Raw genomic sequence first — 12,570 nt, 5'->3', positions numbered from 1 at the left:
TATGTTCTCTTACCGAGAGAATTCCGTTTTTTTCCCAATTATAAAATTTAGGTCGATATTTGGAAACATGGGCCGTACTCTGGGGTCTTAGGATACGCTAGGTTATGAACCGAGTAAGACTCATGAATCTCCTGAATTCATTCGTCAGAGTTGCTCTGGCCGGTGTATTCTTTACGCCGGCGTATCTTTTCTCAGAAGAGCCACGTACAAATTTTTATACCGCAAGAGCCATCCACACCGTTTCTATTTATCGAAACGAAAGGGCTGCAGGCGTCGTTTTCGGTGACCTAGAATCCTTAAAAAATCGCTATATTCTTACAGATACCCAACTCGAACGTATCGCTGAGCTGAACCGGAGATTTAAAAACGAGCATGAAAGATGGCTTCGTAGATTATCTCCGAAACAAGTCGAACTTGAACTAGTCTTGATGGAAGAAAATCCGGACTTAGTGAAGGTCCGACTTCTAGTTAACGCGATTGCAAAGTATACATCCGAAATCCGGATGAACCAAATCGCGCATCGGCTCGCGATCGAAAGGGTCTTAACCTCAGAGCAAAAAAGTAAGGGGAAGGAAAAGGAAATCGTAACCCTACCCGAGGAGCATAGGGAAGCTCCAGGGTTCCCCTTGAATCTGTTTGTTCCCGAGAGAATAATTTTGCCTATACCGGGCATCCTGAGATAAGGAAACTAAAATGGACCAGAAAGAGTTTGCCGGACTAATTGATACCACGAAACATATCGTGCTTTCCGCGATTAAAAAGAATTTATACGAAGAGTTTTACGACTCTATCGACGATGTTGTGCAGGAAACATATATCCGTGCATACAAAAGTTTAGCTGCAAATAAATTCAGAGGAGATTCTTCTCATAGCACTTGGTTATATACGATCGCAAGAAACGAATCTCTTCGTATGAACCAAAAACGTATGCGCCAAGCAAATTTGGCGATGAAGCTAAAAGAGAAGGCTACCCAAGATTCTATCCTGAACCCAAGAGAAGAGTATTCAGATTCTGGAATGGACATAGAGATCAAAGATCTGATCTCCAATCTTCCTTGGAAGTATAAATCCGTATTGGCTTTAGTATCCGAAGGATACAAAGAGCAACAGATTGCGGAGAAGTTGGGAATCCCGGAAGGAACGGTTAAATCACGTTCTTTCCGAGGAAAACAAATGCTGAAGAAACTATTTTTTCAAGAGACCTAGAGAATATCGTAAATGAAAGATAGAGATAGAGAAAAGTTAGACCAAGAAATTTTTCGCCGATTGGAAAGTGCGGAATGGAGTGATAGTATTTCTGCTAAGATCATCCAAAGACGTAGGCTTTCCAGTTTTAGGAGATTTTTTATCTTTTCCTTTAGCGGTCTAGTTATCGTAGGTCTTAGTATATCTTCTTTATATCTGCAGCCGGAGGGAGAATCCGAATCCGGCGACTGGCAGGTTTTGATAGAAGAACAGATCGAAGGAACTTTCGAGGATGCAGAGACTAGTATGCAAACTCCTGATCTAAATCAGGAGGAAACTTCTCCTGCTTCGATACCTTCTTCTTTGATGGATACGGATGCGTTGATAGAAGCTTCCTTTGAACGCAGATAGGATTTTTACAATAAACAGAAACTCGACTTGCTAATATAGCGGTTGTTACATAGAATTGCGGCAAGGATTGGTTGGGTGAACTAATCCAATAATGTCCTAATTTTGGACTAGGAGTACAATTTTGTTTTCCTTGCACGAACCGGCCTCGAGTGGCTCAAAAAAAAATAAACTCAATCTACCTCCGGGAGTATTCGGCTTAAAAGCTCTTCCGTATGTTTCTAAATTAGCGAAGGACCCAATCGGATTCTTCCAACTAATGCATTCCAAATTCGGAAAGTCCGTTCGTTTCGGTTTGAAGACGGTGACTTTTCATCTGATCTCACAACCGGAAGATATAAGAAGAGTTCTGCAGGAGAACAATCAAAACTACCATAAGGGAGTTTTTTATAAAGAACTAGGTAGGATCTTGGGGAAGGGGCTTCTAAATAGTGAAGGAGAGTTTTGGAAGAAACAGAGAAAACTCATCCAACCTTCTTTTCATAAACAAAGAATTTCAGAGTTCGTGGAGATCATGGCCCACGAAACTACAAAGATGTCCAATAATTGGAAGAATACTTCTAAGCTAGATATTTCCAAAGAGATGATGCGACTAACGTTTGAGATCGTTGGTAAAACACTTTTTCGTACTGATGTAGAAAGTTATGCTGCTAGAATTGAATCTTCCTTAACGGTTGCTCTCGAGCTTGTCACTAAACGTATCACTAAAATTTTCCCATTTCCATTCAGTTGGCCTACCCCTGATAATCTTAGATTAAAACGCGCCTTAAAAGATATGCATTCTGTTGTGGACGAACTGATCGCAGAACGGAAAAAAAATCCTTCTAACGATTTGATCTCAATGCTTTTGGAAGTTCGTGACGAAGAAACTGGCGAAACAATGAGTGAGATCCAAGTCAGGGACGAGGCAATCACTCTTCTTCTTGCCGGACATGAAACGACTGCAAATGCACTTTCTTGGGGACTTTATCTTTTATCTAAACATCCTGATATCTGCCAAAAAGTTAGAGAAGAAGCAAATCGTGTCTTAACGGATAAAACTCCAACTCTCGAAGATGTTCAAAAGCTTGCTTACACTCGCAAAGTGTTGGATGAAATTTTGCGCATGTATCCTCCTGCTTGGGTGATCGAAAGAACTGCAATGGGCCCGGATAATGTAGGTGGATTCGATGTAGAGAAGGGAACTAATATCTCTATCTGCATTTTTAATATGCATAGAAATCCTGAATTCTGGGAAAATCCTGACAAGTTTGATCCGGATCGTTTTGACGAAGAAAGATCTGCGGATAGACCTAAATATGCATACCTACCTTTCGGTGGTGGGCCAAGAATTTGTATTGGTAATATTTTCGCATTAACGGAAGCGACTTTGATCCTTGCAATGCTTGTGAAAAACTATAAATTTGAGGTGGATCCGAACCATCCTGTAGTTATGGAACCTTTAGTCACATTAAGACCGAAGTATGGAATTCTTCTAAACATAGTTTCCACTTGACCCGAAGTTTCCCGGCCGGAATCCTCCTACCAGGGGGATTTTGACCGTGGAAAAGATGATTAAAAAACGCATCGACCAGGTAAAAGAAAAGGGCCATCAAAGGCTAACGGTTCTTTTAATCCCTCACGGTTTCGATAAGTCCTTCCATTTCCAAATTTCTATCTTTACTATCTTCTTCTTAGTAGGATTACTCTTTGCGATCGTTGGGATCGCGGTGCTCGGGATCGTTCGATACAATAATACCAGGATCCAAATCAACGCACTCGCATCCGTTTACGGAAAATACTTCGACGAATACATTGAATACAGCGAAAAGTTAGGAGATATCCGAGACGATTTCGCTAGTTTGAACGAAAATTTACAAGAAGTCCATTCTCTCATCGATGGAGAATCGGATGAATTACTTAAACTTCCGGATGAATCCGATTCGGAAGACTTAGCTGCAACCGAATTAAAGGTAGAAGAAGCAGTAGATAAGGATCTAATGCTTGGTAGATCCTATCTTTCGGAAATTTACGGTTATCGTGCTGTAAAAGTTTCCATGGAAAAGAATAAGGCCCTTGTGGATTCAGTGTTTAACTTTTTGGACACAAGATACGGGATCATGAATTCTCTTCCATTTGGAGAACCATTATTATCTTATAATTTGACTTCTTATTATGGAATGAGAAGGTCTCCTACTTTCGGATATATGGAATTTCACGACGGTGTGGATTTAGCGAATGTTCCAGGTACGGATATAGCCGCAACCGGGGATGGAAGAGTTTATCGTGCAATTTACTCTAACAGAGGATATGGAAATCATATCGTTCTCGCACACGCAAACGGATATTATAGTTTATACGGTCACTGTACTTCTTTAAAAGTTAGAGAAGGAGAATATGTCCACAAAGGGCAAAGGATAGCGACCGTAGGCGCGACCGGAAACGTTACCGGGCCTCACTTACATTATGAAGTATGGATTGGAGAGTCTAATCGAACCGATCCTATGGATTATATGAAAGTGGGTTTCGGTCAATATTAACTTTATTTAATTCACTATGCCTAAAAAAGCACCAGCTAAAAAAACCTCCTCTAAAAAGGCGGAGAAGACAGAAACGTCTAAATCCACTCAGATAGATTTGCCAAAGGATCCTAAAAAGGCCGAAAAGGAAATGAGGTCTTTGGAAGAGCAACTTCGGCATCATCAATATTTATATTACGTTAAAAATACTCCTAAAATAACCGATTACGATTTCGATCAGATGTTCAAAAGACTCCAAGCTTTTGAAGCTGCATTTCCAAATCTCGCGGATCCTGCGAGCCCTACCTTAACCGTAGGTTCCGACTTAGATAAGGATTTCGAAAAATTCACACATAAACTCCCTGTTCTTTCTTTGGAAAACACATATAACGAAGAAGAGTTAATGGAATGGGTCCAAAAGACGGATGCCGAAGGTCTGTATTCCGTAGAATGGAAAATAGACGGAGCATCTCTGATGCTATATTATGAAAACGGAATTCTTGCGAATGGTGTAACTCGGGGTACTGGAGGGGTTGGGGATGATGTTACTGAAAATGTCAGAACGATCCGTTCTATACCATTACGTTTGAGCGAACCAGTATCCATATATCTAAGAGGAGAAGTATATATGACCTTCTCCGACTTCGATGACTTTAACGAGGCTTCCGAAGGTAGATATGCGAATCCTCGAAACTTATCCTCCGGCTCTTTAAAGCAGAAAAATTCTTCGGATGTTGCGAAACGCCCTCTCCGTATTTTTACTTACGATGCATTCTTTCCCGGATCCAAAGCAAAATTCAAGACTCACCAAGAAGTAATGAAGAAGGCAGAAGATCTGAAATTCCCTCTTCCTCCTGACACTAAACTGATCAAGGGTAAAGATATTCCCGCGGCGATCAAAGATTTCAAAAAGAAAAAAGAGAAGGTTGGATTTCCTACAGACGGGCTCGTAATTAAACTGAACGACCTGGCAAAGAGAGAATCTTTAGGTTATACATCTCATTCTCCTCGTTGGGCAAGAGCTTATAAATTCGATGCTCTAATGAAAGAGAGTAAGATCGTAGGGATCGATTATGCGGTTGGAAGAACAGGCAAAATCACTCCAAGAGCGGAGATAGAGCCGATCAGTTTAGCCGGAACAACGGTAACATTCGCGACTTTACACAATCAGGATTATATAGACGAGTTAGGCGTTGGCATAGGCGCGATCGTTCGGATCTCAAAACGTGGAGAGATCATTCCCGCTGTAGAAGAAGTTGTAACTCCAGGAAAAGAAGTCTTTAAGATACCACTTCGTTGTCCTTGTTGTAATACCAAAACAGAAAAGAAAGCGGACTCTGTGGATTATTTCTGCCCCAACCCTGAATGCCCGGATCGAGTGAAGAACGGGATCATATTCTATTGTTCTCGCAAACAAATGGATATAGAAGGTTTGGGAGAGAAGCAGGTAGAATTTTTATACGATCAGAAATACATTAAAGATATAGCGGATCTTTATTCTCTCAAAGATAAAAAAGATAAGCTAATGGAAGAAGAAGGATACGGAGAGAAAAGTGTCTCGATCATTCTAAATGGGATCGAAGGATCTAAGAAAAAAGATTTTCGTTTTGTTCTTTCTTCTTTAGGTTTGAGAGAGATCGGTCCGAAAGTAGCGGAACTACTTACGGAACACGGTTATGATTCTATCGAATCCATTATTTCTGCCGCTAAAAGTCCGAAACAATTGGAAACGGTTTTGGAAATTCCGGGTATAGGCCCTTCTACAATCGAAGCGATCCAAGAAAGTTTTACGGACAAAAGGATCTTATCTCTGATCAATCGCCTTCAAAAAGCTGGATTAAAAATGAAAGCGGATCCGATCCAAAAATCGGACAAACAACCTTTTGCAGGACAGACTTGGTGTGTCTCCGGGTCTTTCGAAAACTTCCAACCTAGAGATAAAGCAATGGACTTAGTTGTTTATTACGGTGGGAAAAAAGTAGGCTCTATCTCATCTAAAACAACTCATCTTTTAGCGGGCCCAGGAGCTGGATCTAAATTGGATAAGGCTCAAGAGTTAGGGGTCCAAGTTGTTTCTGAGGAAGAGTTTCTAAAAATTCTAACTAAAAACAAAATCTCCATTTGAATATTCCGGATCTACTTCGATCTTTTCATAAGCCTATTTGAATTTTAGACTTCGTGTATAGTTTTATGAAAGATTTGAAAGTTTCTCTCTACGAGTAATACATATGACCCAGAAGAAATGTACACGATGTTCAAAAATTTTCGGATGCGGAGTTGATGAAGGCTCATGTTGGTGTTTTGAAATAAAGTTGGACTCAATTGCATTAAACAATATAAGAGAGATGTACACCGATTGTTTATGCAAAGATTGTTTAACAACTTTCGAAACGAACGTAGTTAATCATATAGAAGAATAACATTCGTTATAATTGATGAACGATAGTTCATCATATTTACCTTTTTTAGATCCAAATAAAAATCGATTGAAGCATAGGTCCTTCAAAGTAGTCTTTCCGTCCGGAAGGGAAAAATCCTAATTTTATAAGTATTCTCGGGGGAAGTTTTTGGAAACGGATCAAAAGTATTTTTACGACATGTTGGATAAGACCGCTACGAGGTTTCCAAACAAGGAAAGTTTTTCTCGTAGGACTAAAGACGGAATTAAAGGAAGAACATTTTCCGAGATCAAGTCTTTAACAGATGCATTGATCGCCGGATTGATCGCAGAAGGAATTCAGAAAGACGATAAAATATTATATCTTTGTGATTCAAGTCAGAACTGGATCATTGCTGATATCGCGATCGTAACTTCCGGAGCGGTTTCCGTTCCTCGCGGGACTGATGTGGTAGATGAAGATATTCTATACATAGTAAACCATTCTGAAAGTAAATATGCAATCGTTCAAAAAGAGAAAGATAAACAAAGATTAGTCAATTTGGGATCGAAACTCCCAACATTGAAAAAAGTTTTTGTGATCGAAGATGATATAGGCGATCTCAAGCCGGGCCAAGATACGATCTTAAGTTTGATCGAAAAGGGAAAAGAGTATCTATCTAAAAATCCTGATTCAGTTAAACAAAGAATGAAGGAAAAATCTCCGGACGAACTTGCTACCCTGATCTATACTTCAGGAACTACAGGTGCTCCGAAAGGAGTAATGCTAAATCAGACTGGTTGGATCTCTGCGGTGGAAAAAGTGATCGGTTTTGTTCAGTTAACTTCTGCAGATTCAGGAGTAAGCCTTCTTCCTCCATGGCATGCTTTTGAAAGAGCGATCGAATATTGTATCTTAGAATTAGGAGCAGGATTCCTAGTTTCAAATATTAATAATTTAAAAGAAGATCTGAAGGAATTCCAACCTACATTATTCCCTTCAGTACCTAGGATCTGGGAATCTTTATTTAACGGAATTATAAATAAGGTATCTAAAGAGTCCGCATTCAAAAGAGGGATTTTCAATTTCTGTTTGAAAATAGGGAATTTATGGGCAGTACAAAAAGGAGTTTTGTTCGGATATGATTTCCGGATCGAAAAGCCGAATTTTATTGTTGGAATATTCTCCAAATTACTAGCTCTAACATTCCTAATTCTACTTTCCCCTTTGAAATTATTGGCTATGGTCGTGTTTAAACCGATCCATAAAGCTTTGGGTGGAAAACTTAGAGTTTCCGTTTCTGCGGGGAGTGCACTTCCTTCCGTGGTGGATAAGTTCTTATCTTCGATCGGTTTAATCGTTTTAGAAGGTTATGGAATGACTGAAACTTCCGCAGTACTTTCTATTCGTAAACCGAAACAACCTTCTCCTGGAACTGTAGGAACTCCAATCCAAGGATATGAATGTATCTTAAAAGATGAGCATGGTAAGATTGTGCCTGCCGGAGGAAAGGGAAGCCTTTGGGTAAAATCGAAACAAGTTCTAATGGGATATTATAAACGCCCGGAACTAAACGATGTAGTCTTTGATAAAAATGGGTTCTTCGATACCGGGGACATCATGCGTTTTAATTATAGGAACGAATTGGTGTTTGCAGGAAGAGCGAAAGATACTATAGTGCTTGCCGGAGGAGAAAATGTGGAGCCGGTCCCAATCGAAGACCAGCTTTTAAATTCTCCGTATGTGAATCAAGTTATGGTAACTGGTCATGAAGCAAAACATTTGGTTGTTCTGATCGTTCCGGATTTCGAAAGATTAAAAGCAGAGTTTCCGGATCTTCCGGAAGATGCAAATGTCTGGAATTCTCATCCAAAAGTGAGAGAGATCTTTAAAAAAGAAGTTTCAGAAAGGATTTCCCGCAAGAACGGATTTAAATCCTTCGAGGTAATTCCTCAGAATGCTTTTTATGTGATCCCAAGACCTTTCGATCCTGATAAGGAAATGACCCGCACATTAAAGATAAAAAGAAACGAGATATTAGAAAGTTTTAAAAAAGAAGTTTCCGAGCTTACAAAAAATTAAATCGGAATCGGGAGAGATCGATGTTTTTAAATCCTTATTTAACTTCTTCTGACCTGGAGTTTTACGAAACAGTAAAAGACTTCGCGAAAGAGAAAGTGTTACCTTCCGTTGAGGACAGGGACGAACATAGTGTTTGGGGAGATGATATTTGGAAAGAAATGGGGAATATGGGCCTACTAGGCATCCCCGTTCCGGAAGAATTTGGAGGCCAAGGAGGAACTTGCCTACAATGTTGTATCGCTCAAGAGGCGTTTAACGCAGGTTCATTAGATGGTGGATTCGGTTTATCATGGGGAGCGCATATGATCATCGGCACTCTTCCTATCTTATTCCAAGGGACCGAAGCTCAAAAGAAAAAATATCTACCTAAACTTGCTTCTGGCGAATGGATTGCTGGGCTCGCATTAACTGAGCCAGATTCAGGATCCGACGCCGCCGCGATGAATACATTTGCTACGAAAGTAGATGGTGGCTTCATATTAAACGGAAGCAAACTTTATATTACGAACGGTCCTAACGGCCAGGTATTCATAGTAATGGCAAGAACTACTAAGTCCAGAGGACCGATGGGAGTTTCTGCATTTATAGTAGAATCTCATATGAAAGGTTTTCATGTGAGTAAGGTACTGAAGAAATTAGGCCATAACACTTCCATGACTGCAGAGTTATCTTTCCAAGATATGTTTGTGCCGGATGAAAATCTTTTAGGACCATTAAACTCAGGGTTCGTAAGGATCGGTAAAGGAACACTTGAATGGGAACGAACAGTTTTAGTAGCCGCAGTTCCAGGTGGAATGGAATTCGGGTTAGAACTTTCATTAGACTACGCTTGGAAACGTCATCAATTCGGAAAACCGATCTTATCTTTCTTCGGAGTTCAGGAAAAAATCGCGCGTAACTGGGCGTATCTTTGTGCTTCCAGAAGATTGATCTATTTTGTAGCAAACAAAAAAGACCAAGATCCGACTGCTAGCCTTCCATTTGAAAGTTCTGCATTAAAAGTTTTTGTAACTGAAACGGCTGAAGAAGTAGCAAGTGATGCAGTTCAAATCCACGGTGGAATGGGTTACATGAGAGAATGTCATGTAAGTCGTCAATACAGGGACGTGAGACTTGGAACGATCGGTGGTGGAACTACCGAAGTTCAAAAAAGTATCATCTCTTCTACTTATAAAGGTTTTGATAAGTTGATGGATGTCCTACAACAATCCCAACCGGAAGAGATTCGAAACAAGGCTGAAAAAATCCTAGCGAACACACCGGAAGAAAAAGTTCTCACTGCGGCAAAAGAATTGCTACGTGCAGCTGGAGAACATGCAGACAGAAAGAAAAAACAATCCTTAGAGTTCGGTTTCGCGGACCTTGCAGTATTCGTTTCTACAGTTCAACTTGGATTCTGGGACGCTGCAAATTCAACTGCAGAGTATAAATCCGAAGATAGGCTCAGAGATCTAAAGATCCTAACTTTCTATGCAGGATGTAGATTTTTCAAAAGTGTTCATTTCTTAAAAGAATTGGATGCAGAGAAGACTAAGAACCTAATGAAATTGTTCTCGGAACTTCCTTCTGTTGAAAAAGAAGTGAGTGATTGTGTTGAATTTCTGAAAAACGGAGTTCTTGGAGCTCAACTCGCTTAAAAAGATCGGCCTTTCTTTTTTTATAAAGGAAAGGCCGAACCTTTACAACCTTTCCGACACTTCTTCGGAAAGGCAAAATCCATTATAGAAAAATAAGGAAATCATAATGTACGAAAGAGGAAAAACTTACGACGAGATCCAGATCGGGGATAAGGCGAGTTTTACTAAAACTATCACAGAAACGGATATATATATATTCGCAGGAATTAGTGGTGACTTCAACCCATTGCATGTGGATGAAGAATACGCAAAAACCACTGTATTCGGGACTAGGATCGCTCACGGCGGACTTGCGGCTTCTTTACTTGCTCCAGTGCTTGGGATGAAACTTCCAGGTTTAGGAACTGTTGCTTTGGAAACTTTGACTAAATTTCGTAAACCGGTATATCCGGGTGACACGATTACTTGTACCGTAACCGTTAAGGAAAAGATCCAAAGACTCAAAGCGGTTGCGATGAACATAGAATGGACCAATCAAAAAAAAGAAACGATCGGAAAGGGAGAATGTAAAGTACTACCTCCTTCTACCGAAGCTTAAAATTTTCAGGAGTTATACATGAGTTTTCCAGTTCTTTTAGGTGTTGCGGACAGTACCACTAAAGACTTTTCGGAAGAAGAATACAAATCGTGGAACGGATCCACCAAAGTATTCAATCACTACAAAAAATCCATCAGCACTCTCCTTGATTTTATCGGAATGAAGAATGAAACTCTTGCTTCCGAGATCACCGACTTCGTAAGTATAGAAGCTGCTTCTTTAGGTAAACAAGGATACGGTCATACAGTAAGGATTGCAAACGAACTCGGTTACACTGGAATGAAAGCCCATGTAATCGATCTCGGTGGAGCAAGTGTTACCGGAGCGATCGGACAAGCTAGAACAATTTTAGTAGATAATCCGGATGCAGTCGTGTTAGTCGCTGCAGCTGATGTTCCTAAATCTGCATTTAGACAAGTATCCGATCTAAAGATGGTAAACGAAACAGTTTGTCATCCTGAATATGAGTTGGATAACGGAGCAACTCTAATCGCTATGTACGGACTTCTGATGAAAAGGATGATGTTCGAAGAAGGGATTAGTCTCCAAGACCTGACAGAGATCACGAAAAAATTCAGATCAAACGCGATCACAAATCCTAGATCCGTTTATTATAATCAGGAAATCACTGAAAAACAAATGTCTCGCCCTATCTCGGATCCGTATCCGACTCCTATGATCGCGATCGTAACGGATCATGGTTTTGCTACTCTTCTAATTTCAGAAGAGAAGGCGAATAGTTGGAAGGCGAAAGGTCTCATCCGAAAAGATTTGAATCCGATCTATCTTGCTGGAGCTTCACACGCGGCTCATAGCGAATACTTTATTTTAAAAGGTGGCTTTGCTTCTCCTTCTAAAAATGCTGCTGAAAAACTTTTTGCTCAGTCCGGTTTTCAAAGAGAAGAAGTAGATTACGCTTGGATTTATGACTGTTTTACCGGAATGGTGATCCAACAATCTTCCCAGTATTTTAAATTAGATAAGAAAGATGTGGTAAATTCACTCAAATCTTCCACATTAAAACTTTCTAATGGAAAACAGATCCCGATCAATCAGATGGGCGGTATCTTAAATTATCAAGCTGCTATGTCCATTTCTGCGGCGACAGGACTTGTAGATCTTGCAGTTCAATATGGTATCTATGCTCAAGCGGATCAAGTCGGTAAGGTGCAGGCTTATTCTCCGAAAGTATCACTCTTGGGAGGGAATGGAGGAATAGATAGTATTAACTCTGTCGCATTATTTACTACAGAGGCTCCCACGAATAGAAAATCCAGACCTCCGGAACTTTCTCCTTTAACTTTGAATCGTCCTGGAGCGGATGTTGGAGAGGTCGGAACCATTTGGTCTTCTACAACCGTGAATATGAATCCTGGATTTTCCTGGAAACCTCCGTATTCTTTAGCTCTCGTGAAATTAGGAGAGAATCGTTTCGTGATCGCAAATGTTCACGAGAAAGATGGGACAATCCGCAAAACCGGGGACGAATTGCAATACGACAGAACTCAGGTGAAAATAGAAAAAGAAGGGAGAAGATGGAAGGCGATCCTTTTATAAATCGATCGTTCGTCTTGCAAAACTAAATAGAATTTTTCTAATATTCGGATCTAAAAATCAAAAATAAATTGATTAGAATTATTTTAGGTCCGAAAACTTTTCAGTTAGCTTTGGAAAAAAATTTCCAAATTTGAAGTACGTTTCATTTCTCTTCCGTCAGATTTTTATCTTGGAAAATGAAAATGCCTTTGGGGCTGGTGGTTCTAAAACAAGTAGGGCGAAAAACCAGTCTAATACTTGAGATTGCCTAACTCCGGATAAAACCGGAAAACTGAAAAGAAAATGCG

General features: G+C 40.1%; 11 protein-coding genes. All 11 read left to right on the top strand.

Annotation, left to right across the window (positions count from 1 at the left end; translation table 11 throughout):
- Positions 1 to 122 precede the first annotated feature (122 nt).
- The 11 genes from EHQ64_RS13955 to EHQ64_RS13905 all read left to right on the top strand — a co-directional run bounded on the left by EHQ64_RS13955 (position 123) and on the right by EHQ64_RS13905 (position 12,283).
- Complete coding sequence (locus EHQ64_RS13955; RefSeq protein ID WP_210410869.1) at positions 123 to 683, top strand: Spy/CpxP family protein refolding chaperone; 561 nt, start codon at positions 123 to 125, stop codon at positions 681 to 683.
- A gap of 10 nt (positions 684 to 693) precedes the next feature.
- Positions 694 to 1,206, top strand: a complete 513-nt coding sequence (locus EHQ64_RS13950; protein ID WP_135650196.1) for an RNA polymerase sigma factor — start codon at positions 694 to 696, stop codon at positions 1,204 to 1,206.
- A 12-nt stretch (positions 1,207 to 1,218) separates the two neighbouring features.
- Entirely contained in the window at positions 1,219 to 1,596 is a 378-nt protein-coding gene (locus tag EHQ64_RS13945; protein ID WP_135650194.1) for a hypothetical protein, read from the top strand.
- A gap of 121 nt (positions 1,597 to 1,717) precedes the next feature.
- Positions 1,718 to 3,088, top strand: a complete 1,371-nt coding sequence (locus EHQ64_RS13940; RefSeq protein WP_135650192.1) for a cytochrome P450 — start codon at positions 1,718 to 1,720, stop codon at positions 3,086 to 3,088.
- 46 nt (positions 3,089 to 3,134) lie between these two features.
- Positions 3,135 to 4,112, top strand: a complete 978-nt coding sequence (locus EHQ64_RS13935; RefSeq protein WP_135650190.1) for a M23 family metallopeptidase — start codon at positions 3,135 to 3,137, stop codon at positions 4,110 to 4,112.
- Between the two features lie 130 nt (positions 4,113 to 4,242).
- Positions 4,243 to 6,216 (top strand): NAD-dependent DNA ligase LigA, encoded by a 1,974-nt coding sequence (gene ligA / locus EHQ64_RS13930; protein ID WP_135650597.1) that lies wholly within the window; start codon positions 4,243 to 4,245, stop codon positions 6,214 to 6,216.
- Between the two features lie 103 nt (positions 6,217 to 6,319).
- Complete coding sequence (locus tag EHQ64_RS13925) at positions 6,320 to 6,511, top strand: cysteine-rich CWC family protein (protein ID WP_135650188.1); 192 nt, start codon at positions 6,320 to 6,322, stop codon at positions 6,509 to 6,511.
- 147 nt (positions 6,512 to 6,658) lie between these two features.
- Complete coding sequence (locus EHQ64_RS13920) at positions 6,659 to 8,551, top strand: AMP-dependent synthetase/ligase (RefSeq protein ID WP_135650186.1); 1,893 nt, start codon at positions 6,659 to 6,661, stop codon at positions 8,549 to 8,551.
- Positions 8,552 to 8,571: 20 nt separating this feature from the next.
- On the top strand, positions 8,572 to 10,188 hold the full coding sequence (locus EHQ64_RS13915; RefSeq protein ID WP_135650184.1) for an acyl-CoA dehydrogenase family protein: 1,617 nt from the start codon (positions 8,572 to 8,574) through the stop codon (positions 10,186 to 10,188).
- Positions 10,189 to 10,294: 106 nt separating this feature from the next.
- Positions 10,295 to 10,726 (top strand): MaoC family dehydratase, encoded by a 432-nt coding sequence (locus EHQ64_RS13910; RefSeq protein ID WP_135650182.1) that lies wholly within the window; start codon positions 10,295 to 10,297, stop codon positions 10,724 to 10,726.
- Between the two features lie 18 nt (positions 10,727 to 10,744).
- Complete coding sequence (locus EHQ64_RS13905; RefSeq protein ID WP_135650180.1) at positions 10,745 to 12,283, top strand: thiolase C-terminal domain-containing protein; 1,539 nt, start codon at positions 10,745 to 10,747, stop codon at positions 12,281 to 12,283.
- The last annotated feature ends 287 nt before the right edge of the window (positions 12,284 to 12,570 follow it).

The sequence above is a fragment of the Leptospira sarikeiensis genome (genome assembly GCF_004769615.1).
Classification (GTDB): Bacteria; Spirochaetota; Leptospiria; order Leptospirales; family Leptospiraceae; genus Leptospira_B; species Leptospira_B sarikeiensis.
Note: the sequence above shows the minus strand (reverse complement) of the source record. Positions and strands in the feature narration are given on the sequence as shown.